The organism is Nitrospira marina (genome assembly GCF_059568365.1).
Map to the genome: position 1 here is coordinate 1,162,414 of NZ_JCANTH010000001.1, position 26,491 is coordinate 1,188,904.

Annotated in this window: 21 protein-coding genes and 1 pseudogene; 21 read left to right on the plus strand and 1 reads right to left on the minus strand. The window is 45.8% G+C overall.

The features are described from left to right. Positions 1-139 precede the first annotated feature (139 nt). From asnB to LX98_RS04860, 14 genes are all read left to right on the plus strand, one after another. Positions 140-2,035: an asparagine synthase (glutamine-hydrolyzing) gene (gene asnB, locus LX98_RS04795; protein ID WP_496427807.1), complete on the plus strand. Its 1,896-nt coding sequence runs from the start codon at positions 140-142 to the stop codon at positions 2,033-2,035. 3 nt (positions 2,036-2,038) lie between these two features. Next, entirely contained in the window at positions 2,039-3,253 is a 1,215-nt protein-coding gene (locus tag LX98_RS04800) for a glycosyltransferase (protein WP_496427808.1), read from the plus strand. Positions 3,254-3,453: 200 nt separating this feature from the next. Next, positions 3,454-3,645, plus strand: coding sequence for a transposase (locus tag LX98_RS04805; RefSeq protein WP_496430570.1), 192 nt, complete (start codon positions 3,454-3,456; stop codon positions 3,643-3,645). Positions 3,646-4,036: 391 nt separating this feature from the next. Continuing rightward, a complete protein-coding gene (locus LX98_RS04810) occupies positions 4,037-5,203 on the plus strand; it encodes a glycosyltransferase (RefSeq protein ID WP_496427809.1) in 1,167 nt (388 codons plus the stop codon). Between the two features lie 988 nt (positions 5,204-6,191). After that, a complete protein-coding gene (locus tag LX98_RS04815) occupies positions 6,192-8,075 on the plus strand; it encodes an asparagine synthase-related protein (protein ID WP_496427810.1) in 1,884 nt (627 codons plus the stop codon). Positions 8,076-8,198: 123 nt separating this feature from the next. After that, the gene (locus LX98_RS04820) at positions 8,199-9,239 is read left to right on the plus strand and encodes a polysaccharide deacetylase family protein (RefSeq protein ID WP_496427811.1); all 1,041 of its coding nucleotides are present in this window, start codon (positions 8,199-8,201) and stop codon (positions 9,237-9,239) included. Positions 9,240-9,272: 33 nt separating this feature from the next. Next, positions 9,273-10,295: a GNAT family N-acetyltransferase gene (locus tag LX98_RS04825; protein ID WP_496427812.1), complete on the plus strand. Its 1,023-nt coding sequence runs from the start codon at positions 9,273-9,275 to the stop codon at positions 10,293-10,295. Positions 10,296-10,310: 15 nt separating this feature from the next. Continuing rightward, the gene (locus tag LX98_RS04830; protein WP_496427813.1) at positions 10,311-11,360 is read left to right on the plus strand and encodes a hypothetical protein; all 1,050 of its coding nucleotides are present in this window, start codon (positions 10,311-10,313) and stop codon (positions 11,358-11,360) included. Positions 11,361-11,395: 35 nt separating this feature from the next. Then, a complete protein-coding gene (locus tag LX98_RS04835) occupies positions 11,396-11,677 on the plus strand; it encodes a phosphopantetheine-binding protein (protein WP_496427814.1) in 282 nt (93 codons plus the stop codon). Between the two features lie 273 nt (positions 11,678-11,950). Beyond that, positions 11,951-13,534, plus strand: a complete 1,584-nt coding sequence (locus tag LX98_RS04840) for an acyl-CoA ligase (AMP-forming), exosortase A system-associated (RefSeq protein ID WP_496427815.1) — start codon at positions 11,951-11,953, stop codon at positions 13,532-13,534. Next, positions 13,527-14,831, plus strand: a complete 1,305-nt coding sequence (locus tag LX98_RS04845) for a type III PLP-dependent enzyme (RefSeq protein ID WP_496427816.1) — start codon at positions 13,527-13,529, stop codon at positions 14,829-14,831. The genes LX98_RS04840 and LX98_RS04845 overlap by 8 nt, the downstream gene beginning before the upstream one ends. A 53-nt stretch (positions 14,832-14,884) precedes the next feature. Further along, positions 14,885-15,502: a tetratricopeptide repeat protein gene (locus LX98_RS04850; RefSeq protein ID WP_496427817.1), complete on the plus strand. Its 618-nt coding sequence runs from the start codon at positions 14,885-14,887 to the stop codon at positions 15,500-15,502. A 376-nt stretch (positions 15,503-15,878) separates the two neighbouring features. Beyond that, a complete protein-coding gene (locus LX98_RS04855) occupies positions 15,879-16,712 on the plus strand; it encodes a hypothetical protein (RefSeq protein WP_496427818.1) in 834 nt (277 codons plus the stop codon). A gap of 631 nt (positions 16,713-17,343) precedes the next feature. Next, positions 17,344-18,405 carry a GNAT family N-acetyltransferase gene (locus LX98_RS04860; RefSeq protein WP_496427819.1) on the plus strand — a complete coding sequence of 354 codons (1,062 nt, stop codon included), beginning with the start codon at positions 17,344-17,346 and terminating at the stop codon, positions 18,403-18,405. Between the two features lie 446 nt (positions 18,406-18,851). On the opposite strand, the gene LX98_RS04865 is transcribed toward LX98_RS04860, so the two are convergent. Beyond that, on the minus strand, positions 18,852-19,241 hold the full coding sequence (locus LX98_RS04865; protein ID WP_496427820.1) for a hypothetical protein: 390 nt from the start codon (positions 19,239-19,241) through the stop codon (positions 18,852-18,854). 823 nt (positions 19,242-20,064) lie between these two features. On the opposite strand from LX98_RS04865, the gene LX98_RS04870 reads away from it, so the two are divergent. The 7 genes and pseudogenes from LX98_RS04870 (at position 20,065) to LX98_RS04900 (ending at position 26,312) form a co-directional block, all read left to right on the plus strand. After that, positions 20,065-20,253 (plus strand): hypothetical protein, encoded by a 189-nt coding sequence (locus tag LX98_RS04870; RefSeq protein ID WP_496427821.1) that lies wholly within the window; start codon positions 20,065-20,067, stop codon positions 20,251-20,253. A gap of 142 nt (positions 20,254-20,395) precedes the next feature. Continuing rightward, positions 20,396-21,559 carry a DegT/DnrJ/EryC1/StrS family aminotransferase gene (locus LX98_RS04875; RefSeq protein ID WP_496427822.1) on the plus strand — a complete coding sequence of 388 codons (1,164 nt, stop codon included), beginning with the start codon at positions 20,396-20,398 and terminating at the stop codon, positions 21,557-21,559. Between the two features lie 245 nt (positions 21,560-21,804). Beyond that, on the plus strand, positions 21,805-23,133 hold the full coding sequence (locus tag LX98_RS04880) for a putative O-glycosylation ligase, exosortase A system-associated (RefSeq protein ID WP_496427823.1): 1,329 nt from the start codon (positions 21,805-21,807) through the stop codon (positions 23,131-23,133). Positions 23,134-23,237: 104 nt separating this feature from the next. Next, positions 23,238-24,479: a glycosyltransferase gene (locus LX98_RS04885; RefSeq protein ID WP_496427824.1), complete on the plus strand. Its 1,242-nt coding sequence runs from the start codon at positions 23,238-23,240 to the stop codon at positions 24,477-24,479. A 73-nt stretch (positions 24,480-24,552) separates the two neighbouring features. Then, complete coding sequence (locus LX98_RS04890; RefSeq protein WP_496427825.1) at positions 24,553-24,903, plus strand: hypothetical protein; 351 nt, start codon at positions 24,553-24,555, stop codon at positions 24,901-24,903. A 24-nt stretch (positions 24,904-24,927) separates the two neighbouring features. Beyond that, positions 24,928-25,179, plus strand: coding sequence for a hypothetical protein (locus tag LX98_RS04895; protein ID WP_496427826.1), 252 nt, complete (start codon positions 24,928-24,930; stop codon positions 25,177-25,179). A 327-nt stretch (positions 25,180-25,506) separates the two neighbouring features. Continuing rightward, positions 25,507-26,312, plus strand: a pseudogene (locus LX98_RS04900) (integrase core domain-containing protein). The last annotated feature ends 179 nt before the right edge of the window (positions 26,313-26,491 follow it).

Here is a 26,491-nt window from a genome sequence, read left to right on the forward strand (position 1 = left end):
TAAAAAGGAGTCCGTGGAAAAGAGCACGACGTATTCAGCCAATTCGTCAGGCTTGAGGAGGTGGACATCCAGAAAAGCAAGCTCCGACTCCTTAATAAGTTGAATCCCATTGAGGTTTAAACCGGGGGAACGGGTCGCTATGTGCGGGATTTGTGGATTGTTCAATGTTGGATCGGGAGAATCTGTTTCTGCCTCCATCCTGAAAGATATGGCGGATACCCTTGTGCATCGGGGCCCGGACGATGAAGGGTTCTTTTTCGATGGGCCCGTGGGCCTGGCACATCGGCGTCTTTCTATTATTGATGTGAAAGGCGGGCACCAACCCCTTTGCAATGAGGATCAATCTATTTGGGTAGTCTTTAACGGTGAAATTTATAACTTTCGTGAACTGAGAGATTATTTGGAGAAGAAAGGGCATGTTTTTAAGACTCGCTCTGATACTGAAGTCATTGTGCATCTCTATGAAGAGCAAGGGGAGGCGTGTTTTGGGTCGTTACGGGGCATGTTTGCTTTGGCCATTTGGGATCGTCCAAACCGATCGGTGATTTTGGCCAGAGATCGTGTTGGGAAAAAGCCGCTTTATTATAGTTTTGACGGGGCTCAATTGGCATTTGGCTCCGAGATGAAGGCCTTATTGGCTATCCCTGGTATAAACAAGGAACTCGACCTTGAGGCCTTATGTGATTATTTTTCCTTGCTTTATGTGCCTGCCCCAAAATCCATTTTCAGGTCTTTCCGGAAGGTGCGGCCAGGACATTTTGTGGTTGTCTCTCCGAAAGGTCTTCGCGAGAGCGAATACTGGGATATCGATTTTTCCCAGCCAGAGGAGCGGTCCGAGGCTCAATGGTGTGATGAGATCGTGGAGGTTCTTCGGGAGGCTGTTCAACTCAGATTAATTAGCGAGGTGCCCTTGGGTGCCTTTTTGTCAGGGGGGATTGATTCATCCTCCGTCGTGGCCTTGATGTCGCAGATTTCTGGGGGAGGGGTAATCACCACGTCAATTGGATTTCAAGAAAAAGAATTTAATGAAGTTGAGTATGCCCGAGAGGTGGCCCAGCAATACCATACTCGGCATTATGAGGAAAGGGTTAACCCCGATGCGGTGGGTATCTCTGAAAAATTAGCCTGGTATTACGATGAGCCGTTTGCAGATTCCTCAGCGGTTCCTACTTATTATGTTTCCAAGCTGGCTCGGGAGCATGTGACTGTTGCGTTATCAGGTGATGGGGGAGATGAATTTTTTTGCGGATATCGGCGGTATATGTTTGACCATCGAGAGGAGCAAATACGTGGGTTCCTTCCTTCTAGCATGCGGACCTTGCTTTTTGGAACGTTGGCATCCTTATATCCCAAAGCCGATTGGGCACCAAGGGTATTTCGTGGCAAGGCCACCTTTCAAAATTTAGCTCGGTCTCATATTGAGGGATATTTTCGATCAGTTTCGGCAGTTTCACCAGAAATTAAACAGACCTTGTTGCATCCGGATATCTGGAAAGAGTTGGGTGGCTATGACACAGCCAACGTGTTTCGAAACTACTATGACAAGGCCGGTGGCGCCAATCCCATGGCACGTATTCAATATGTGGATGTGAAGACCTATTTGACCGATGATATTTTAGTAAAGGTGGATCGAGCGAGTATGGCCAATTCATTAGAGGTGCGCGCGCCCATGCTGGATGGGAAATTTATGGAACTTGCAGCTCGGATTCCCACGTCATTGAAATTAAAAGGAACCAGTGGGAAGGATATTTTAAAGAAGGCGTTCTCTCCTTTTCTTTCCCATAACATTCTGTATCGAAAAAAAATGGGATTTGCGGTTCCGTTGGAACGATGGTTTCGAGTGGAGTTGAAGGACATGGCTTACAGTATGTTATTTGATGGCCCTGGGGACCCCATCTTGAATGGTCCTACCATTTCCAAGCTCTGGAATGATCATCAATCCGGCTTGCATAATCGGGCGACTGAATTATGGACCTTATTGATGTTCCGTATGTGGCAAAAACAATTTGGTTCCTCGGTGAATGTGGTGCGGTAATTAATGATGAAAATCCTTGTCTTTACCAGCTTATTTCCTAATAACCAATTTCCCAATCATGGAGTTTTCATTCATCAACGACTGAAACATAGTATGGCCCGGCACGGGTGGAGTGTGAAGGTGGTGGCGCCGGTTCCGTATTATCCACCAGGGTTAGGGGGATGGCGTGCCACGTATCGAAAGGTCGCCAGCCATGAAGTGCGTGAAGGCATGGAAGTGTGGCATCCCCGTTATGTCATGATCCCTAAGATCGGGATGATCTTGCAAGGATTGTTGTTGTTTGTATCGGTTTGTTGGAAGGTACGGGCACTTCAACGTTCATTTCCCTTCGCGCTTATCGATGCCCATTATGTGTATCCGGATGGGTTTGCGGCTGCTCTGTTAAGCTTAATCACTCGTGTCCCGGTTGTGGTATCGGCTAGGGGGACAGATGTGAATCTGTTTAAAGACCTCCCGATTATTCGCCAACTTATAACCTGGACCCTTCGAAAGGCTAATGCGGTCATTGTGGTCTCAGAGGCCCTCCGGCAAATATCTATTAAGTTGGGTGTCGATGAAAAGAAAATTCGTGTTATTCCCAATGGAGTGGATCCGGAAAAGTTTTTCTTCATCCCTCAAGCGGAGGCGAGAAAGAAAATCGGTTTCATCAGAGAGGGCCAGTCATTGGTTTTATCGGTGTGTCATTTGAATGTAAACAAAGGCCTTGATGTTTTATTGCACGCTCTCGCTCTCTTAAGTAAAAAGTCTTCGACCCTCCTTTGGTCCCTCTATGTTGTTGGTGAGGGGGTAGAGCGTGAGCGTTTGGAATATCTTGTGCAATCTTTAAATTTGAGCGAACGTGTTAGGTTTTGCGGAGAGGTGCCTCACGAGCAGCTGGTCTGGTTTTATAATGCCGCGGATGTTTGTTGTTTGCTGAGTGAGCGGGAAGGATGGCCTAATGTGATTATGGAATCGTTAGCCTGTGGTACTCCCGTGTTGGCCACTTCGGTAGGAGGTATTCCGGAAATTGTTAAGTCTCCCAAGGTGGGAACGCTGGTGGTACGAAAACCGGAGCACGTGGCCAAGGCTCTGAAGACCAGTCTGGAGCGTAATTGGTCCCAATCAGAAATTTTGGATTATGCCCAGCAATTCCGATGGTGTCAGACCGCTGATGCGGTCAAGGAGGTTTTTCAGTCTGTGTTACCTCTCAAAGCTAGTGCGGAAGACCACGGGGCGTGAGCCCATGGGTGAAAGCGCTCCCCGCCGAAGGCGGGGAACTCCCTGCCACATGAGGGGTTTTTGCTGGCACTAGAGCATGAAAGTTCGCCTCAGTGCTCATGGCGCCTCTCAGCACCAATATCATGTGGTGTGGAGAACTAAATATCCTCGACGTATTTGGGGGGGTAATCCCGCTCTTTGTCTAGGAGCCTTTATCTCAGATTCAGCACTATCCCCCCGTAGTAGAGCTACAACGATGGAGTGTGCAACTCGATCACATTCATGTCGTGCTGGTGATTCCTCCGAAAGATGCGGTTTCGAGTTTCGTGGGCATGATGAATGCGAATTTGAGTCGGCAACTTCGGCTCCGGTATCACGAGTTGAAGCGGACATACTGGGGAACGGTGTTATGATATCCCGGGTTCTTCTCTGCGATCGTTGGGTTAAATAAGGCGGGGATACGGCAGTAGGTGGATCAACAAGGACAAGTGGACAAAGGGCAGATTAAATATCCCCGTGGCAAGACCACGGGGTATTCAAAAAATATATGATTGGTTATGAGACACCACGGTTTCTCAAGCACTTCCCTTTATTTGAAAATCCCGCGGGGAATAGAGTTGATTCAACTCAAGTTTGGATTTTAAGGGCCACGTGGCGTAAGCCCTTGAGTATCTACCGAAGAGCCATTTTTAGAGTTCCGTGGGCTTAAAAATGAGGTCTGCTTGGTTGGGTGTGTCGCGGTGACATGATTCAAATAGGAGAATAGGCTAAGTCTTGTGAAGGTAAGCCTAGGATACTAGTTGTATGGAAATTCTTTATCACCATCGGACTCAATTGGGAGATGCTCAGGGAGTCCATGTCCATGAAATAATTAAGGCCTTTCGTGAATTAGGTCACCAGGTTCGAGTGGTGGGATTGGTGAATTATCAAAGTCTCAATTCGAAGTCTGCGGGAACTGGATTATGGAGTTTGTTGCGGAAGAAGGTCCCACATTTTGTCTATGATCTCATGAGTTTGGGATACAATGTTTTAGGGGTATTCATGCTTGCTCGTTCCGTAATCCATGAAAGACCTGATTTTATTTATGAACGATATGCTCTTAACAATTTCTCGGGAGTAGTTGTCAGCCGACTCTGGAAAATTCCCATTATAGTAGAGGTCAATGCCCCTTTGTATGTGGAACAGGCCGAACTCGGCCAGCTAGCCATCAAGTGGGTTGCCAGAATTCTTGAGAATTGGATTTGCTCGCATGCAACTCAAGCCTTGGCTGTATCGGGTGTTTTGAAAGAAATTTTGGTTAGTCAAGGTGTGCCTCCTCGCAAAATTACGGTTATGCCCAATGGTATTGATTTTGTGAATTTCAATCCGGATGTTTCTGGAGTGGAGGTACGCAGGCAATACGGCCTGAAAGATAGTGTCGTCATTGGTTTCGTGGGCTGGTTCCGTCCATGGCATGGGGTGGAAATGCTTCTGGATATTCTTCAGGACCTTCTTTCTGCTAATAAAAATGTTAAGTTTTTAATGATTGGAGATGGGCCAATTTATGACGAGCTAGTGCAGAAGGCAAAAGGCCTTGGCATTTGGGATGCTGTCCGATTTACAGGGTCTTTACCTCATGAAAAAATCCCTTCCCATATTGCGGCAATGGATATTGCTGTTCAACCTAGAGCACCTCGTTACGCTTGTCCAATGAAAGTTTTGGAATATATGGGAATGGGTAAATGTATTGTTGCACCCTTCCAGCCCAATATTTGCGAAGTTCTTGAAGACAAAATTACAGGATTTCTTTTTTTACCAGAGGACAAAAATAATCTCAGACAGGTCATGCTTACGCTTATAAATAACAAGAAGTTGCGGGATGAAACGGGAATGCGAGCTTTTTCTGCTGTTCAATCAAGGAAGCTTTCCTGGAAAGGCAATGCAGAAAAAGTGATCATTTTGGTCTCGCAGGGAAAAGAGAATCGCTCTTAAGGTTCGGCAATTCCTTCTTATTAAAGCTCATCAATCCAGGAGTACCTTTTCATTATTTCTCTTGTGGACATTGTCTTTGCCGGGTTTTTAAGAGGATTTTGGGGATGCCATACATGGGTTGTAATTAATGTGTGGGCCCGTCAAACAACCATACACAGAGATTTTAAACCATATTCTCTGTTGTTCTGCCAACGTGCTAAGACCATTTTCATGGCTCATCGGGGAATAGAACCTTTCCCTGCTTACGGGAGCATTGCTCTCAAAGCTTCGAAAATCTGCAAACTTCACATCCATTAAATATTGGCTATAGTTGGAATTAGTTATTGTTCCAGCCAAGAACGAGTTTATATTCGTCTAATGTCGACCGATATCTTTTTGAGGTATGTGCTCCTTTATTGAATTTTGATCTTGTTGGAATTTTACTGATAATTCCCCCTCGATCTCGTCTGGAGCAACATGTGTTGAAAAAGACCCTAGACTATCGGTTTTTCCAGTATTTGGAATAGCCCAAGTACCAATAATGTGGTGACTAGCAATTTAAAGTATCTCCCGGAAATTTCTCTGAGGATGAGCTATATCGGAAGAAAGGCAAAGGCGCAATTATAAAATCTCCATGGCGATGAAGCTTCATTGTGCTGTGAGGTTTGAAGTCCTGATAGGGATTTACGGTCTGACCCAGAACTTCTTGAAAAATCCTCGGTCTTTGATTCGAGATGGAATTTTCCCTGAACATATTTTTAACTATGGGGCGATCAATCAGTAGATCGACGAACCTCAAAGGGAGTCAAGAACAGTATGAGGGCATATCTTGGCTGATATTATTGGGGTTGGGCTTGAAGGTTTTCCTGATGATGATGTAACAGGAGTTTCATTGTATGATTATTTTTCTAGGTAAATTGTTTTTGGTCAATGAAGGAATTTCCTGCACATTGGGCTCTGGAATTTATGAATTACGTAATGGTCATGAACGGTTTTGAGGGAAAATGAAATGGGTGGTATTTGTGGAATCGTGCAAGACAGTCCATACGGGCGAATTGATCCCAAGCTCCTTTCTCCTATGATCGTTCAATTGCACAAGACGCACCAATGCTCTAGTTCGGTCGAAAGCTGGGGGACGATGTGTTTGGGTGTGTGCCACACTCCGACTTTTTTAGCCGGCACAGCTACGATCAGGGTTCATGGTGAAACAGTTGGACTGGGACTCTATGGGAATGTCTATAACTTGAAAGAACTTGGCGCCAACGATAAAACCACTGATCCTTTCGACTGGCTGCTCCATCTCTATCTTCATGATGGGATGTCATTCTTATCCCGTCTTCGTGGTGATTTTGTCATCGTGGTATGGGATGGAAGGGAGCAAATCTTTTGCTTGGCTACTGATCGATTTCGAGTTCATTCCTTACTGTATTCTCAACAGGGATCGCACCTTGTTTTTGCGTCTTGTATGCAGGCGTTACGGGCTTGCCCTTTGCCCCTAGAGTGGACGATTAATTCTGAAGCAATAATTGACATGACCTGTAACTCAGTGGTTCCCACGCCCAAATCGATTTTTCGGGAAGTTCGAAAAATACCACCAGGGCATGTGTTGCGGTATCAGGGTGGAAAAGTCACATTAGAACGATACTGGGATATGAATTATCTGACATCAGATCTAAGCCCGCAGGAAATACTTATCGAGAAATTACATTCTTGTTTTCAGGATGCGGTTAACTGTCGGTTGGGGGATGAACTTCATGAGAATCACATTGGCTCATTTCTGAGTGGTGGCATTGATAGCAGCACGATTACTGGCATTTTGGCACAAAACTGTTCTTGGCCAATTAAGAGCTTTTCCATTGGTTTTGATGTTCCTGGATACAATGAAATCAATTATGCACGGATGGCGGCTCAAGCGTTTAAGGTGGAGCATTACGAGTATTTTGTTTCACCCGCAAATACGTATGATGCCATTCCTCTATTACTTGAGTCTTTCGATGAGCCCTTTGGAAATGCCTCTGCAGTTCCCACCTATTTCTGTGCAAAGCTAGCCAAGGAGCATGGGGTTGATATTTTGTTTGCTGGTGATGGAGGTGATGAGCTATTTGCGGGAAATGAACGGTATGCGACCCAACGTGTTTTTGATTACTATAAAAAAATCCCTTCTTGGTTTCGAGAGCATGTATTACAGCCGACAGTTTTTTCCTTGGCGAACTATCTGAAGGTTGGCCTTTTTCACAAGGGAAAAAAATATATCGAGCGAGCTAATATGCCATATCCTCTACGACTTTCTTCTTGGGGCCTTCTAGAGGTGATCCCCATGACCGATATCTTCAATGATGACCTGGTAAAGAACTTAGCCCACCAGTACAACCCCGATGAAATTTTATATGATCACTATCGCCGGGCATTGGCTGAGGATGAATTAGATCGGCAACTCTATGTGGATCTCAAGGTCGCCATTGGAGATAATGATATACTGAAAGTTACCAGGATGGGGCAGGCTGCCGGCGTCAATGTGCGTTTCCCATTTTTAGATAGTCGGCTAGCGGAATTTGCCGCAACGGTGCCAGCCAGTCTCAAAATGCGAGGGCTCAAGCTTCGGACCTTCTTTAAGCAAGCATATGCTCCCCTCTTGCCCCAGGCCATACAAGGAAAAGTCAAACATGGTTTTGGTCTTCCTATACCCGTATGGCTTCGAACAGACAAACGTCTAAACCAGATGATGCGAGATGCGGTTCTTGGTCCGGAACTAGCCCAACGTGGGTTCTTCCAAAAAAAAATGCTTGAATATTTTGTCGACCAACATCAATCCGACCAGACCTCGTTTTTTGGAACAGTGCTTTGGAATATTATGATGCTCGAACTTTGGATGCGACGTTATAGTCAATCGTAAAAATCTGGTCTTCGTTGTTCGATAAGTCCGATGGCCTGTGCAGTCATTTCTATAAAACGTTCCTTCAAAAAGTTTTCAAAGCCCAGAATAGGAAGAAGCAACTGTATGGGGTGGAAGCAAAAAATGCTAATCGTATTCTTCAGAATCCTGGATGGATTGAAGCTATTCAAACCGATGATGGATTTTGTGGGACGATGGGCTCCCGTATACGGCCAAAAAGGTCGATGTGTTTGGCCGTATATTAAACGGAGGCGAAATGCCAATGTTCATTTACTTGCCTACCATCGGGTGAGTGATGCATGTGATTCCATGTTGCCACCGATGCCTATTAAGATGTTTGAAACACAAATGACATATTTGGCTACCTACTGTAATGTCCTGAATTTGGATGAAGCGGTTGAGCGTATCAAGGCACAGGATGTCCCAGATAATGCGGTGGTGGTCACTTTCGATGATGGGTACGCCGATAATTATATCCATGCCTTTCCCATTCTGAAAAGACTGTCCATCCCAGCTACCATATTTTTGCCAACGGATGTTATTGGGACGGGGAGGGTTCTCTGGCATGATCAAGTTTTTTCCGCCCTGTCTAAAAGCAAGGTCCCATTGATAGAGGGTTTCCCTGAAAACGGGTCTCGGTTTCCTTTAAGGACCTTGCAAGATAAGCGACGGGCACAAGATTCTATCTCGTTATATTTTCGTTCTTTAGATGTTCCTCGAAGATGCCACGAGATTAAGCGTCTATTTGGGCTCCTTGCCTTTTCTATGAATTTAGGATCTTCAAGGGTGTATTTAGATTGGTCTGAGGTGAAAGCTATGCAAAGTCATGGTATTGGATTTGGTTCCCATTCGGTGACCCATCCCATACTTTCCTTTTTATCCGAAACGGAGGCACGGGAAGAGATTTTGGAATCAAAAAGGTTGATGGAAAAAATGTTAGGGATTCGAGTGAAGTCTTTTGCGTACCCCAGTGGAAGAAGACAAGATTTTTCAGAAGCCACAAAGGATCTCTTACGGGAAAGCGGTTATGAATGTGCGGTTTCCATGATTCATGGAACGAACTTTGTCGGAACTGATCTGTTTGAAATGAGAAGAACGCAGTATCAGGATGACAATCTTCACATGTTTGGGGCGAGATTGACCTATTATAAATGTACCTCCTGATAGTTATGATAATTCTGTAAGGCAAAGAAACAAATGGGTTGGTCTTTTAAGCTCGCTTCGGAAGCTTTTCCTTACTATCAAGAAATGTGGGATGACCTTAACCGTGCTCACGGGAATCATCTGTTGTTGGATTCAATGTTTCTTGGACCCCTTTTGCGACATTTTGGAAATTCCCATACCCTGCTAGGCGTCTGTAATGATAAAAAGAATCCAGGCATGGTTCTTATTGAAAAGACCAAATTAGGATTCTGGCAAACGTTTCAACCTTCCCAGGCACCGCTAGGTCCCCTTGTATTGGGAAATCACGAAGCTGTCTTAGATCAGATTGAAAGGCTTCTTCTTGACCTTCCAGGATTTGCCTTGGCTTTTTCTGTAACTCAGCAAGACTCAGATTCTACCCCATTCAATGTTCAGGAGAATGGAAAGGTAAGGGTATTAAATTATATCACCACGTCAAAAATAACATTGGAAGGGATGTTCGAAGAATATTGGAAAAGGAGAGGGAAAAATCTGAGGCAGAATCTTGCCAAACAGCGGCGTCGCCTTGAAGAAGCAGGAATCGAAATGAATTTGCTGGTAACCCGTGACTCAAGGAGAGTTGCCGAGTGTTTGCGTGAATATGGACGATTAGAAGAAGCTGGGTGGAAAGGAATTTCAGGGACTGCTGTGGGAGCGAAAAGTCCACAAGGTCGATTTTATCAGGAGGTTTTTGAAAATTTTTGTCAAAGGGATGAAGGCATTATATATCAATTGGCCCTGAATGGAAGGATAGTAGCCAGTGATTTGTGCCTTGAAAGAGGAAAAGTCATGATCGTGTTAAAAACTACTTACGATGAGACTCTTGAGAAGTTCTCGCCAAGCTTTTTGATGAGATATGAAATTATCAAGACACTTTTTGAGGAAGGACACATAACAGTTCTTGAATTTTATGGCCGCGTTCAGGATTGGCATCGGAAATGGACTGATGAAATGCGACCTATGTTTCATGTTGACTTTTATAGGAACAGCTGGGTTCCTCGGGTTCGGTTGATTATCAAATTAATCCACATTAATTAAAGTTAAAGGACATTCTTGGATCTTTCTGTTCGAACAGCTGATCTGGAAGTGGATAAGCCTGCCATTATTGAGACGCTTTATCACTATCTCACTCCTGCTTCTAATAATGAACGGTTTGAGTGGCTTTATACAAAAAATCCTTCCGGTCCGGCCTTAACTTGGCTGGGGTTCGATGAAGCCAATGGAACTGTTTTTGGAGTGGCGAGTGCGTTTCCCCGACGAGTGTTCATCAATGGAAAAATCAAAGACGGCTGGGTGCTTGGGGATTTTTGTGTTCACGAAAAATATCGTAGCCTTGGGCCTGCCATCCAACTCCAACGTGCGTGTCTCGCTGGCATTGACTCTGACCGATCCGGAATGTGGTACGACTTTCCAAGTTCGAGTATGATGGCCATATATCAGCGTCTTCGCGTCCCATTCTTTCAAAACTCTGTTCTTCGCTTAGCCAAACCTATTCGGGTCGATCGGAAAGTTCGTGCCTATCTTAAGGTACCTCTTCTTGTTTCCGGGGCGACGTCTATCGCAAATTTCATTCTAAAACAAATGCATAGGGCAGAATCCCTTAAGCGGAAGGATGTCACGATCGAGGTCCAGTCAGACGAATGTGGTGAGGAGTTTACTCAGCTGTCTTCTGAAATTGGCCAAAAACATGAAGTATGTTTGGAGAGATCAGGTAGCTATCTGAACTGGCGTTATGTTCGAAATCCACTTTGCCGATATGAACTAATAACAGCAAGGAGAGGTCCATCGCTGAGGGCTTATGCGGTGTATCGTTGTACGGAAGAGGATGTGACCGTTGTCGATATATTTGGATATGAAGATGTCACAGTCATTCAATCACTCCTTGACTATATAACTGAACGCAGTCGAGATAAGGGCATGATGACACTGTCTATTCCGCTTCTTGGAAATCATCCTTGGCGCTCCCTTTTCCAGCAGTTGGGGTTTCAAGTTCGTGAAGCCAGTCCGTTTGTGGTTCAGATATTAACAGGGGGGGCTGATGGCGTTTGCAATTCAGATGCTGAGGGAAAGTGGTTTGTGGTTGAGGGTGACCGTGATGGTTGATAAGGCGGACAATGCTATTTGGGAAGGCAGAGGACATGTTGAATAATGCCGTTGAAGAACGTGTAAGAGAAATTATTCTTGAACGAGTCCCAAAATCTAGGAAGGAAGGGTTAAGCAGCACTGATCAACTTTTGAGTGGTGGCCTCTTGGACTCCTTGGGGATTTTGGATGTCGTGACGATTTTGGAACAAACATTTGACCTCACCGTGGATGATGAAGAGTTGGTTCCAGAACATTTTGAATCAATCGAAAGTATTTCTGCCTTCATAAATAAAAAGCGTGGTGCTGCAGAGTCAGGTGCGAGCAAAGGCATGTGAAAGACAGGAGCCTTTCCGAGAATATTGATCCGCACGAGGTTGTGCGGACTTGGTTCATATTGTCCAATGGTTTAAGGCGAACCATGGGATTCTTTCACGAAAAGGGTTGGAGAATCTGAATAAAATTGGCGCAATCGTGGTCGGTCAGCATATTTTTGAACGGGTGCCTGGGCCAAAGCTTATTCAAAGATCTTTTCGAACTATCACCACATTACTTGGTTCTCTCTTGTCTTGAAATTTTATTAGTTGGGTGTCAATAGAATGTGAGGGAACATGGATTTTCTAATTAGTCATTTACTTCATACACGCGCACGATGTATTCCGGATAAAGAAGCGTTAGTGTGTGGGGATGAGCGATTGAACTATGCCGAAGTGGCGGGAAAGGCTTCAAGGCTGGCTGGTGGTTTGCCCAAGGTGGGTGTGCAACGGGGAGACCGGGTTGGTGTATGGCTCCAGCCGTCAGTTCCTCAAGTGATTTCATTTTTCGGGATTGCTCAAAGAGGTGGAGTGTTTGTCCCAATCCACCACCAATTGGTGCCTGACCAAGTTGTACATATCGCCAATGATTGTGGGATGAAAGCGCTGATAATGGATCCAGAAAAATTTGCCATACTGTACGATGTGATACAGGATTTTCGGTATCTTGAACTCGTTATCCTTGTTGGAAACGGATGCTCGGCAAAATCCCAGCTTCGCTTGATAAACTTTGACGAGTTGTGCACCAGTTCAAGAGATGAGGCAGGTCATTATGAAGGGACTGACCGGGACTTGGCAGCGATTATGTATACATCCGGTTCCACAGGAAAACCAAAGGGAGTGATGTTGAGCCACGCCAATGTTGTGGCCGGAAGCTCAATCGTGTCTGATTATCTTTCAATTAAACAAACTGACCGTATTTTGGCTGTTCTTCCATTTAGTTTTGATGCTGGATTGAACCAGTTGATGACGGCGTTTCAGCAGGGTGCCACACTGGTCTTAATGAATTTTGTGTTTGCCAAGGAGATTGTGCGGAAACTGATCACAGAGCACATTACTGGTCTGGCAGGAGTTCCCACGCTATGGAATCTTCTCACGCAGCCCAAGTCCACTTTACACAGCCAAGTTCTTCCACATCTCCGTTATATCACCAATACTGGTGGGGCTATGCCACAGAAAGTGTTGGCCATGCTTCGCCAGGTCCTTCCTGGAACAAAAATTTTCCTGATGTATGGACTCACAGAAGCGTTTAGATCGACGTATCTTCCACCTGAAGAGCTGGATGTTCGTCCCACCTCCATGGGAAAAGCCATACCTAATACTGAAATTCTGGTGCTCAACGAGCAAGGAGTGCACTGTCAGGTTGGGGAAATCGGGGAACTTGTTCATAGAGGACCCACCATTTCTATGGGATACTGGGGGCAACCAGAGCTCACAGCCCAAATCTTACGTCCTAATCCCCTGCTTCCGCCAGAACTCGGTGGCCGTGAACTCGTTTGTTATTCTGGAGACTTGGTAAAAACGGATGAAGAGGGATTCCTATATTTTATTGGCCGCCGGGATTCAATGATTAAATCCTCCGGGTATCGTATTAGCAGGACGGAAGTTGAGGAGGTGCTTCACCACATTGAAGGGGTACAGGAAGCGGCCGTTATCGGGATTCCTGATGAGTTTCTAGGCCAGGCTATCAAAGCTTTTGTTGTTGGAAAAGATGGGGGACATGTAGATCCCTCTGATTTGATCACTATTTGTCGGGAACGCCTGCCAGGATATATGGTGCCTAGAACGATTGAAATCGTCGCCACATTGCCTAAGACTCCTCATGGAAAAATCGATTATCCATTCTTACAAAACAAATTGGGGCAGCCAATTAATGGATAATCTCTTCAATCAGATTTTGCAAAATTTTTCCATTGCAGGAGGAGAATTAGAAATTGGTGGAGTTTCAAGCTCGTTGCTTGCCACAGATTTTGGGACACCATTTTTTGCGTATGATAGGGAAATTCTTGAGAGCAAATGGAAGCTCTTGCGGAGGACCTTTCCTCCAGAGTTTGGAATTTATTACTCAGTGAAGGCCAATCCAACACGCGCATTCATTCAGTTCTTTCTTGCGAAGGGTTGTGGGTTAGAAATTGCTTCCTCAGGGGAGTTTTTCCAGGCAATTGATGCTGGCTGTTCACCCTTGGATATTCTTTTTGCGGGACCAGGCAAAAGCGTATCCGATTTGGAGTTAGTCTTAAGCAAAAATATTGGAGAGATCCATGCAGAATCTTTCGTGGAAATTGAACGCATTGGAGATATCAGCAAGAAGCTTGGCGTGACGGCCAAGGTTGCCATCAGAGTTAATCTCAATCAGCAAGCTCAAGGCGGTGCTATGAGAATGGGTGGGAAGCCGACCCAGTTCGGAATTGATGAAGAATTGTTAGACCGTGCCCTCGAAACAATAGTGAATACTCCCCATGTTGAATTTCAAGGAATCCATTTATTTTCGGGCACACAGATTCTTGACCATATGGTATTGCTCAACCAATACAGAAAGGGGCTAGAGCTTGCCAGGTCAATTTCCAGCCAACTGCAATGCCCACTACAGACGGTTGATTTTGGCGGTGGCTTAGGGATTCCCTATTTCGCGAATGATAATGCTTTGGATATGGGAGCGTTACAATATGGACTTTTGGATCTTATGGCTCAAGTTAGATCAGATGAAAATTTTGAGGGAACTCGTTTTCTGATCGAGCCCGGCCGTTATTTGGTGGGAGATGCGGGAGTGTATATTGCCAGGGTTATTGACATAAAGGTCTCACGCAACAAAACATTTGTCGTAATTGATGGTGGAATGAATCATCATTTGGCTGCTTCGGGCAACTTAGGCCAAGTCATCAAAAGAAATTTTCCCATTGCAGTCCTGACTAAATTTAATCAACCAGCAGAAGAGGTCGTGAATATTGTCGGTCCCTTATGTACTCCTTTAGACACGATTGCTAGAGATATTCGTATTCCGGTTCCACAATTAGGAGATTTGATCGGGGTATTCCAGTCTGGAGCCTATGGCCGGACTTCAAGTCCAATGAGCTTTTTAAGCCATTGTTCACCACCAGAAGTCCTCATTGAAAATGGGACTCCCCGCCTGATACGTCGGCGAGGAACCATTGATGATTTATTTATTGATATGCAGTGATATTAGAAATTGAGTGCATTTAAATTCTGGTTGTAGGGGGCGTCCACTTCAACATGTTACCTAGAACACGCTTTAAGCTTCTTCTGGTATTTGGTTTTACCGCATTTAGTATGATTTTCTCCGCAAATAATTCATATTCAGACAATTGGGAGATAAATGATTTTGAAAGAAAGATTAAATTAAAAATTCTGCCTGAGTATTGTGCGTATATGCAGGGAGGTTCACGGGCTGGAAGTCCCAATGCTCATAGGTATAAGGAATATCTTGGAGAAGGTTGGAGGCATACCCATCACTATTGCTGGGGACTTGATAAAATGCTTCTAGCTACCCTTAACATCGCTGTTGAAAATCAGTATAAATATTATCTTGGTAGCGCACTAACAGAATTTGATTATGTTTTGAAACGTGTATCCGATAGTTTTATTTTAAAGCCCGAAATTCTTTCAAGGAGGGGTATGGCATTGTCTTCGCTTGAAAGAGATGCTGAAGCCACTCATGCTTTTTTCTCTGCAATTCAACTAAAGCCAGATTATGTATTTTCATACATTGAATTAAGCAAGTTATATTCGAAAAATGGAAAAATGGAAGAAGCACGGGAAGTACTTAATCGTGCTCTAAAACATTCCCCTAATTCTCCACGTCTTAAGGAAGCTCTCGCGAAACTTGAGTAAAAAATTATAGAACTCTGTAATATGAATATGGAACCCCTGCAATTTTGGTGGAGTGGTTGGGATCTGACGTGATGCCTGACAATGGAGACTCGTGTTGAGATGGAGTCGCGTGGCTCTTTGGCGTCAATGGGAAATCCAGAGCAGAGCTATCAGGGGGTAGACTGTATACGAGGTTTTCAGGTATTTCAAAAAAGCGGCTTCATTTCTCGTTTTCAGATCTCCCCTCAGGAAATAAGTATGCAGATATGCGGTCTTTTAGCCCGATATTCCCGGTGCTGTGGATTTCTGCCTCTGCAGGAACACTAATATGGACTTTCCCTTTCGTGAAGATATTTCTTGTTTTGATATTCCCCTTCTTAGCGACGGAGGAGCGTAAATGTCTGGAAGTCTTTCACATCTGATGAATAGAATTGCAGAAGAACCTCCTTTTCGAATTTTGTCTCAGAAATTTGTGAAATACTTTTTTGTCTCACTTCGACAAAAAGCTAGATGGGAGGCGGTGGAGCGTCCTAATTATTTAAGTGGCCTTTTGAAAGCTGCAGATCAAGCCTTGTCCCAAAACATAAAGGAAATTGTGGCCATTGAATTTGGAGTAGCTGCAGGAGGGGGACTTTTATGCTTGGAGAAGTATGCTGGGCAAATTGAACAGGATATTGGGATTAAGGTGCGTCTATTTGGTTTTGATTCTGGGTCAGGTCTCCCTTTCCTTCTTCCGGACTTTCGGGACCACCCGGATCAATGGCGAGCTTGTGATTATCCCATGGATGAAAAAAAATTGAGGAATCGTCTTAGTGAAGGAACTGATTTGATACTTGGAAATGTTAAAGAAACCGTTCCAAAATTCTTAGCCAAAAACACTATTCCCATCGGTTTTGTTTCGTTTGATTTGGATTTGTATTCTTCAACTGTGGACGCAATGAAAATCCTTTCTGTAAATCCCCATAGGAACCTTGACAGGGTTATTCTTTATTTTGATGACACTGATTTCTTTTTTAATCATAAATTTGCAGGAGAGTTGCTAGCAATTTCGGAGTTTAATGATGCTAATGAAAATATTAAAATTGACAGATGGCGTGGTATTCACCGAGACCAAGTCTTTAAGGATCGTTTATGGCTGAACCGAATGTATATTGCTCATCATTTGGATGCAATTTCAAATATTCAATTGCAACGGAGTCCATCCTTGAAGGCTAGCGCAAGCCTTAATTGATTGCCATTCTGAAATCAATCGCAATCTGTGTGGAGTGGTTGGGATCTGACGTGATGCCTGACAATGGAGACCCGTGTTGAGATGGAGTCGCGTGGCTCTTTAACGTCAATGGGAAATCTAGAGCAGAGCTATCAGGGGGGTAAACTGTATACGAGGTTTTCAGGTATTTCAAAAAAGCGGCTTCATTTCTCGTTATCAGATCTCCGGTTAGGAAATAAGTATGCAGATATGCGGTCTTTTAGCCAGAGATTCCCGGTGCCGTGGTTCCCTACCTTTCCAGGAATAACATAAAACGGGTTTATTGAAATCACTCCACCAATATTGTGATTGAACCGATTATGTATGTGTGTTAAGGCTACTCGAAATTTAAAGGCGTTCCCTCCACGAAACACATGTTCGGGTTTGTGGATATGTTCCCATTAGTAACAAATATTCCTATCTTGGAAAAAGCACTTTGAGAAGTAGCGTGGAGATTATAGCGGACCAAGTTATTTGATGTGCGCAAATTTAATTCTGATTACCCAAGTTAGAATTGCTGTGCAATCTGTCATCAGTCCTGTGGACCTAAAAGAACTCGCAAAGTTAGTGCTTAGGTTGAATCAAAGGTATGATATCGCATAGGAATCGAGCCATGGATTGGAGTTTTTGCGCATACATTAGTGCCCACAAAGATGCTCTGGACAGTTGGCAAAAGCTCAATTTTCAAGTAACGGGAAACGGTCCGGCTCTTGACCACAGATTTCTTGGTCCGCTTACGAATTATTTCGGAAACGGATCCGAATTACTTGGCATTTGCTCGGATAAAGGTGAGTGTATTGCAGCCGCCTTGGTCAGGCCCTTGCATTTTGGTATCTGGACTATGTTCGTTCCGGGACAAGCCTGCCTGAGTCCATTCCTTATTTCTCCTGGAATAAACACGAAAGAGGTGATGTCCAGTTTGATGAGGGCATTGCCTGGATTTTGCTGGTTGTTAAAAATCCCAAAGGTTGACCCACGCTTACAGCCATTTGATGAGCTAGTGGAGCTTGGCACCACCGATGTTGATCCCTACGGTACGACCTATTCGATTGACTTAAGGCAGGACTTTGACGATTATTGGGCCAGCCGGTCTAAAAATTTGCGCCGACAGTTACGAAAGGCAATGGAATCCATCGCTGCGGAGGATGTCCAAATAAGTGTTGAGTTCAATACTGACTGGGAAACTATCAGCGACGCCATTGTTTTGCATGGCCAACTTGAAAGCCTAGGTTGGAAAGGGGCGGCTGGAACAGCGATACACGGAAATAATCAACAAGGGGAATTCTATGAGCAACTTTTAAAGAAATTTTCGGCCACAGGAGATGCGATTACTGCTCAGCTATATTTGGATAAGCAGCCCGCAGCGTCGCTTATTTGTGTCGGCGGGAACCGTACAGTCATTGTACTGAAAACGACTTATAAACAGGAAATGTCAAAACTGAGTCCTGGACGTTTGTTGGATTATTTCTTCCTAAAGAATTACTGCGGTAGCGGAAAATACAAAATTGCGGAGATGTACACCAAGGCGTCTCCAGCTGATCTCGGTTGGGCGACAAATTGTCGGGAATGGTATGATATCAATGTGTATCGCAGCGAAATAATCAAAATGACCATCGATTTTGCAAAAAACGTAAAGCTATTCGCAAAAAAAATTGCCCAAAAGAATCCCACCTGATCCAGTTTGAACACTCTTGGGAATTAAAAAATGGTTAGCCTTGCCGGTTCCGAATGGGTCCTAATGGGCCTCATTATCAGTTCAGCGATGTTGGTTTGATAGGTCAATACGAATGAATCTGGATGATCCAACAGTTAAATCCTGTAGTGCTCCCCTGAAATCAGGCCACCCGTGAGCCTTATTGGCGCCCACACCGGTGAGGTCTTTGATATTGTCACGCTTGATGCGGGCGCCCCTCGCTATACCAGTGGATCCATCTTTTGATTCTCCTCCGTTTGAAACTTCGAAACAAGCGTTCAATCAAGCCATTCTGTTCTGGTGTATAGGGTCTGTGGCAAACCGCGTAAGGCAGGCGGCTTCCATGGCCCCCTCGGCTTCTTTGGTCCGTCCCCGCCACGCGAATTCGTAGCCAAGGAGTTCTCGATCATGGCAATCAATCACGGCGGTTAAATGCCCCCAGCCGTCCCGGCCGCAGGGAAGGTGCGTCCCATCCATCGCCGACCGCTGATTACTTTGGAATGTTCGGCTGCGCAGACGCTGCGCCCGCGGGCGGGGCGTCCGAGGCCGGTGATGGACCAACCATCATTTGATCCGTAAGGCCCGATACATCGCTTTCCGATTGACCACGAAACCCTCCGGTACCGCACCCGCGCCCACAGACGACGATACCCATAGGTTGGATGCTGGGAAATGAGCTGTTGCCGTTTTTCCGCTAAATCCTCCGCGAGTTTGAGCGATGTGGCCCGCGTGGCACCTACCCGATGCAAGGCCGATCGTGCCACACGTAAGACTCGACAGGCATGGTGCTCCGAGATGTCCGGGACCTGCACCCTCACGCGTCGGACATCTCTCGCCCCAAAGGGTAGGGCTTCAACGCCTCCCGTAAGACATCATGTTCTACCAACAGGTCCCCAATCTTCTGTTTGAGTTTCTTTACTCGATGTCTGCAATGCTGGAGCAACTTCGTCAGAGAAAGAACGGTGATCGAGGTCCAGATGCGGTGAACCGAGAGGATAATAAGATATAGTTCGCGTCAAGTGAAAAAAGTTAATTCTCTCAAAGCCAGATGGACTCGGGAATGGCACACCATGGAGTTCCATGCGGTATTTTTTCAAAATCTGCTGAGGGACTGACGATGAAAGGACTCTAACTATGCCCGAACGCACGGCGTTCTGAAAGCCGACGCACCGAGCCGATGTGGACTGCTATTGTGGGATACAGCTACGTCGCCGACTTATACATGACCATGCTGGGGGAGCACTTTGCGCTCCGGTTCACTGGAGGTTACAACAATCAGGCCGAGGGGCTCTCGGCGTTTACAAAATTCCACGGTGCTAGGCTTTAAGAGCTTTCAAGAAATCCTCGGTTGCCCCTCCGTCGAAACAGTCCTCGATCTCGCCAATCCACGCAGCCGCTTTCACTTGAAAAAGGCGTATTGGAGTCAGGCAAACATGTCTACTCTGAAAAGCCGGTTGGGGTGGACACCATAAAAGCACTGAACTGGTAGCGCTCGCCAAGAAGTGCGGTCTCGACACTGCGAATGCTACTGGCAGCATGCTGAGTGAAACGGCGCAAGTGATGTGCAAGCCGCAGAGAGTTGGTGTAGTCGGTCAAGTTCGATTCTTCTACGTAGCCTCCGGGGAGGGTATGGTCCACCGTATGAATCCGACACGTTGGACGACCGCATTCGGCGCACACTATGATAAGATTCAACTGCCATCCCGACATCTTCAAGACCTCCCCCTTAAGGCTGCTATCTTTTATACCGACAAACACATTGGTGGAATATTTCAACACAGATCCGCTCGCAATGTTCTCTTGGTGAAACATTCCACGAAAACGTCTTGAATGGCTTAAAATTCTCCGTGGATGCTGCCGGCCATAATAAAAGGATATTTTTCGTTCCGGAGGATCACAAAATCCGTCATCTTTTGGGTCATTCTGGGAAAAGCCTCGGAACTAGCGGGTCGAAAAGCGGCCTATAAAAAATATGGATTATCTTTTTCCAAATGACCCTATTTTGCCTTGGAGCACACTTTTTTCCCTTCCCAAGCAAACCATACTGCCATCCCCCATTCCTACTCATCCAACCTCTTATTGGTTTTTAGCAAGAAATGCTCTCTATCAAGGTCTTAAGGCACTTCGACTAAAACCTGGGGATGAGGTACTTGTTCCTGCCTACCACTGTAATACGCTCGTTGAGCCCATCATTCAATTTGGCTTAAAGGTTGTTTTTTACAATATACGTCGAGATTGTCAAGCCGATGTCGCACACCTGAAATCACAAATTCATACGAAAACCAAAGCCATTGTCATGATTCATTATTTCGGATTTCCCCAGGCTGTGGCACCATATTTAAACCTGACCAAGCACCATGGCCTCTATTTAATAGAGGATTGCGCCCATGTCCTTGTCGGTGAAGATGACGGAATTCCTTTGGGAAGTACCGGCGATATCAGTATTTTTAGTTGGAGAAAATTTCTTCCTATCAAAGACGGCGGCATGCTTGTGATTAACAATTCCAACATTACGGCAGATCTCCTAGAGGAAAACAGTAATAATTTTACCCAAGCTAAAGTGGCCATCAATCTTCTCGAACAATTATTGGCCGACCATGTTCCTAGTTTTCAAAAACTGATTGTCCGTGCGTTTAACATGTTATCTTCAGCGTATAAAGCTATCATCAGATTGGGAGAATCTTCGCCCCAATACTTACCTGCCAGTTACGACAGCCCATCTTTTCAGATCGGATCTGTAAACCAAGGCATGTCGGTAATCTCTAAATACCTCTTAAAACGGATAAATCTAACTTCAATAATAGAAAAGCGGCATTTCAATGCCGCCTACTTGCTTGACACAATCACGAAAGGAGCGCTTCCAGGAGTAATTCCATTTTTCAAGGAAATCCCACTTGGAATGTGTCCATGGGTCGTTCCAGTTTTGGTACCAGGTCGGACAGATTTTCATATTCTCCTTCGCTCAAGAGGGGTGCCCGCTTTTACATGGGGTGGTGTCATACACCCGTCTTTAAATCTTCATAATTACCCTGACGGAAAATTTCTTTATGATAACCTGATCCTTCTCCCCATCCACCAAGGTATGAATGAAAAGGATATGAATTGCATGATCACCACTATGAAAAGCCTTTTGTGAGGCTTTCGCTGAAATTCCTGCAATGATGTTACCCATACACGTTACGGGTGCATTGCTCCCCCGATCGCTTAACGTTTCTAGCTATGACAATGTTCAAACCGAGCAAAGATCCCCGTGGCAAGACCATGGGGTCTTCAGAGGAGAAAATATTTGCAAATCTTCCTAACCCCCTTTCCCAGAGGGCGAGCTACGCGGCAACCCCTTAACAGGCCAAGGTGAATAGCAAGCTTAAGGATCAATGAGAAATGAGGGATATCATCCTGATTGCGATTGTCATCTCTTGTGCCCTCTTAGCCCTTCGTCGTCCTACCTTTGGAATTCTTGCATTCATATGTGTATCACTTCTGAATCCCAATAGTATGACTTGGGGATTCGCCCGTTTTTTCCCTTCAGCACAGTATATTGCCATAGGGACATTTTTAGGCATTATATTTTGGAATGAGTCCAAGAAACTTCCGATATCTTCAGAAACTGTGCTGTTATTTGCCTTATGGGGAATCTTTGGAATTTCGACTGTTTTTGCGATTTACCCCGATGCATCCTTAGAAAAACTCATCTATATATCAAAAATTCTGTTGATGGTGTTTTTGTCCACTATCCTCATTAATTCAGAGCACCGGCTCCGCTTACTGCTTAAGGTTATAGCGCTTTCCCTGGGATTTTATGGCCTAAAGAGTGGCTTCTGGGCGGTAGCCAGCGGTGGACAATTCATGGTTTGGGGGCCAGAAGAAAGCTTTCTCTATTCAAACAATGCTATAGGTCTGGCCTTGTCCCTCAACGTTCCAATTTTGTTTTACCTTGCCAAGACAGAGACGAATATTTGGCTTCGCAGGCTGATGATGGTCATGATGGTGTTTTCCTATCCTGCCATCATATGCACGTTCTCTCGCGGAGCGTGGTTAACTCTGGCCGCTATGACTGGCCTAATGGCACTCTATTCCGAACGCAAAGCACTCACAGTGAGCGGTGGAGGCATTTTGGTTGTTGTTGTGATTGGGTTATTCGCGACGGGACTCATGTCAGCACCCGAAAGAGTGGAAGGACGATTTGATGAGCTTGTGGGATGGGAAAACGAAGGGTCTGCTGTAAGCCGATTTTGGAACTGGGAATTTTGTCAGCGGGTTGGACTCGCCCGGCCCTTTGGTGGAGGGTTCAATTTCTACGAACCCGAACTCTACCCCATTTACTTCCCAGAGTTTGTAGAAAAGTATGGAAAAGACAAAGTATGGTCTTGCCATAGCATGTGGTACACCATCCTCGGTGAGCATGGAGTCATCGGGTTCATTCTTTGGATCCTCTTGTTTCTTTCATGTTTCATCAGTCTTCGAAGACTCCGACGTTGGGGGAACGTCAACACGTGGGTAATCCCCTATGTGAATATCGTACAGTTTGGCCTTATCGCCTATATGATTGCCGGAACGTTTTTAGACACGGCGTATTTCGATCTATTCTATCAGTTGGTGGGTATCATTATCATTATGAAAAGCATCAAGGCGCGTTCGGCTATCACCCAATACCCCATCGTTGTTTCATCCTCTATTAACCATCAAAATCCCTCCCTACAAGGAAAATAGAAATCTTGATTATTTTTGAACTCTTTTCAGTAAATACAATTTATCCGCCACTTGTTCTCGGTTAACCTCTACGGGAAAACCTTATAATATTTATTGAGGTAAGTTTGAAAAAGCTCTTAATGATCGCATTTCATTATCCACCTTCTTTTGGAAGTAGTGGTATCCAAAGAACCCTTACTTTTTCTCGGGAACTTCTTAACCATAATTGGCAACCATTAATTTTAACGGCCCATACACGAGCACACCCTCGCACCTTGACCTCAAGTTTGGGTGAGATTCCTCAAGCTGTTCCTGTTTTTAGGGCTTTTGCTTTGGATTCATCTCGACATCTGGCGTTTCGCGGTTCGTATTGTAAGTGGCTGGCAATCCCTGATCGATGGGTAAGTTGGTGGCTTGGCGGTGTGTATGTAGGATTGCGGATCATACGCAAATATCAGCCGGATGTTATCTGGTCAACCTACCCTATCGCCACAGCTCATCTGATCGGCATGACATTATCTTATCTCTGTCGAATTCCTTGGATTGCAGACTTCCGAGATTCCATGACGGAAGACAACTATCCCGCTGACCCTACCATACGAAAGGCATGCCAATTCATAGAACGCATGACGATTAAACGCTGCCATTCGGCTGTTTTCACAACTCCAGGGACACGTCGAATGTACGCAGAACGTTTTCCATCAGTACCTTCCAATAAATTGGTGATTACTGGTAATGGGTATGATGAAGAAACTTTCCACGCAATTGAAAAAACATTTGTTCCCCCCAACCGTTCCAAGACACCTCTGGTTCTCGTCCATAGCGGGCTACTTTACCCATCTGAACGAAATCCGCTTCCCTTTTTTTCCTCTTTGGCTGATCTTAAGCAAAGGCAAATAATTTCCCAATCGAATTTAAAGATTATCTTACGGGCCAGTGGTAATGAGGAGTTTTATCGTTCCCATGTGCAGAACATTGGAATTGATGATATTGTACTATTTGAATGCGCCGTATCCTACCAGGATGCTCTCCATGAAATGTTGCATTGTGATGGATTGTTGTTATTTCAAGGATCAAGCTGCAATCATCAAATTCCAGCCAAACTTTATGAATACCTTCGAGCTGGTCGCCCCATATTTGCTCTAACCGACCCGAGAGGAGATACCGCAAAAGTGTTGACCGACGCTGGCATCGGAACGATCGTCTCCTTAGATTTCAAGGAAGAAATTATGCAAGGACTTGTGGAATTTCTCTCCCTGATTAGCGAAGGTCACGCCCCAATTCCAAATAAAACTGAAGTCATCAAACATTCTCGGCAAGCCAGGACTGCGGAGTTAGCCAAACTTCTGGATTCGATTGCTGAATAAGGTTTACACACGGCGATCTTGAGTTCAATGGATCAACGCTACACCATGTCCAAACTTTTTGCCATGGAGGGTGTTGCGTAGGGCCCAATTAGGCCCTCCTGAACTGTCAACGGCGCAGAAAGCCACGGTTGGGGAAGAATGGAAAGAAGGCCAGTCCCTTAGCGCATCGGTGGGAATCGGGACAAGCCTGCGGGGTCTGTCCACCGGGGCGTCTCCGGTCATGGGAGAATTTTTCGGTGCCCCGACGCCGATCTCGTTGGGCATGGCGGGGCGAAAGGAAAGATCCCGAGGCCTGATCGCTCATTATTCACTCCCGCACATCGCGGCCTCTCTCGGAAGACCGCCCTTCACCGTGAGTCGCGAAGTGGCTCGACATGGTGGGCCTCAGGGCTATCGAGCGACACTGACTGATGTATCAGCCTGACAGCAGGGGGCGTCGGCCCAAACGATGTCGCCTCGCTGCTCAGCCCCGTCTGCGACCGCTGGTGGCCGACAAGCTGGCTGGGAATTGGTCGCTCGAAAAAATTGCCGGATGGTGGAAGCGCAAATTGCCAGCGGACACCCACATGTGGATTGCTTACGCAACGATTTATCGCCGTTACTACATTCAAACCCGCGGAGTTTTCAAGAAAGAACGGATTCGGCATGTGCGACACGTCGCACAATGCGACGCGCCAAGCCTGCGAGTACAGATGGGTAGGTCCGGGGACAGATTATTGACGGTATTTCGATCAGGGCGCGGCCAGCGGCCATTAATAATCTGGCCATTCTAAGGCACTGGGAAGGGGATTGACTGTTGAGGTGGAACAACACCCATATGGCCACCCCCAATCTTCGATGCCCACGCAAGCTTCCGTCAAACTATGAAACCATTTGACATCGAGACATTCCGCCAAAACGTGCTGTAAGCTTCCCGAATCGAGGACAGGTAAGAAGCAGAGCTTTCTGGCCCAATGCCGCCAGGATGTTCTCATGAAACGCACACACTTCAGTGAAACGCAGATTATGGGGATCCAGCAATAAGCCGATGCGGGGGATCAAGGTCAACGAGCTCTGTCGGACGCGTGGGATCAGTGAGGCGACACAATACGATTGGAAGGCTAATATGGTGGACTCGAAGCCTCTGACCTGAAATGCATTAAAGAGATGGAGGGCGATCTCTTAAAGCTCAAGCGGCTGTATGCCGATTTGGGCCATAGAGAATCGAGCCAATAAGGATATCTCCTCGAAACAAAGCTCTAACGCCGGCGGAGGAACGGGGGGCGTCCACGCCTTAGCCTAGCCGTGGAATCACAAGCAGATTTCCTGGTCTATCAGCTATTGGGGCTCAATCAGTCGCGCGGGACGAAATGCCGGCTGCCGAGGCGGCCCTCCCTCTCGGTCTTTATGCCCGAGGGCCCCAACGAAGTGTGGGCGGCCGATTTCATGAACGATGCCCGGCACCACGCCACGCGGTTTCAAACCTTCAAAATCATTGATGACTTGAATCGGGAGACCTTAGCCACTGAAATTGGTACCTCCCTTCGGGCCGAGCGGGTCATTCTGGTCCTCGACCCGTTGAGGGAATCACGAGAGTTACCGCATAGGATTCGGGTGGATAACGGTTCAGAGTTCCTCGCGCAGGGCCTGTAAGATCGGGGCGGGGCCAATCGCGTGCTGATCTATCACATTCAACCCGGACGCCTCGCCCAGAACGCTTTTATCGAGCGGTTTAATCGCACCTATCGGAAGGTAGTCCTCAATCTTTATTCGTTTCGAAGTTTGGAAGACGTTCGGGAGATAAGGGCCCGGTGGGTGAGAGTCTACAATGAACACCGACCCCATGACACATGACAGGGACAGCCCTGTGACTCTATCCGAAATCACCGATGGGAAACTCCGCTTGACGGGGAAGCTTACATTGGGAGGACATATTCCCCCAAGTTATCTTTAAAGATTTTTGAGAAACTTTGCCCTTTGGTATGCAATTTTTACTCAACATTTGGTGAAGAATCTAATTTCTTTACCACCAA

Coding starts and splice junctions, on each gene's coding strand:
- asnB (WP_496427807.1), top strand. CDS start 140: ATGTGCGGGATTTGTGGATTGTTCAATGTTGGATCGGGAGAATCTGTT.
- LX98_RS04800 (WP_496427808.1), top strand. CDS start 2,039: ATGATGAAAATCCTTGTCTTTACCAGCTTATTTCCTAATAACCAATTT.
- LX98_RS04810 (WP_496427809.1), top strand. CDS start 4,037: ATGGAAATTCTTTATCACCATCGGACTCAATTGGGAGATGCTCAGGGA.
- LX98_RS04815 (WP_496427810.1), top strand. CDS start 6,192: ATGGGTGGTATTTGTGGAATCGTGCAAGACAGTCCATACGGGCGAATT.
- LX98_RS04820 (WP_496427811.1), top strand. CDS start 8,199: ATGCTAATCGTATTCTTCAGAATCCTGGATGGATTGAAGCTATTCAAA.
- LX98_RS04825 (WP_496427812.1), top strand. CDS start 9,273: ATGGGTTGGTCTTTTAAGCTCGCTTCGGAAGCTTTTCCTTACTATCAA.
- LX98_RS04835 (WP_496427814.1), top strand. CDS start 11,396: ATGTTGAATAATGCCGTTGAAGAACGTGTAAGAGAAATTATTCTTGAA.
- LX98_RS04840 (WP_496427815.1), top strand. CDS start 11,951: ATGGATTTTCTAATTAGTCATTTACTTCATACACGCGCACGATGTATT.
- LX98_RS04845 (WP_496427816.1), top strand. CDS start 13,527: ATGGATAATCTCTTCAATCAGATTTTGCAAAATTTTTCCATTGCAGGA.
- LX98_RS04850 (WP_496427817.1), top strand. CDS start 14,885: ATGTTACCTAGAACACGCTTTAAGCTTCTTCTGGTATTTGGTTTTACC.
- LX98_RS04855 (WP_496427818.1), top strand. CDS start 15,879: ATGTCTGGAAGTCTTTCACATCTGATGAATAGAATTGCAGAAGAACCT.
- LX98_RS04860 (WP_496427819.1), top strand. CDS start 17,344: ATGGATTGGAGTTTTTGCGCATACATTAGTGCCCACAAAGATGCTCTG.
- LX98_RS04870 (WP_496427821.1), top strand. CDS start 20,065: ATGAATCCGACACGTTGGACGACCGCATTCGGCGCACACTATGATAAG.
- LX98_RS04875 (WP_496427822.1), top strand. CDS start 20,396: ATGGATTATCTTTTTCCAAATGACCCTATTTTGCCTTGGAGCACACTT.
- LX98_RS04880 (WP_496427823.1), top strand. CDS start 21,805: ATGAGGGATATCATCCTGATTGCGATTGTCATCTCTTGTGCCCTCTTA.
- LX98_RS04895 (WP_496427826.1), top strand. CDS start 24,928: ATGTCGCCTCGCTGCTCAGCCCCGTCTGCGACCGCTGGTGGCCGACAA.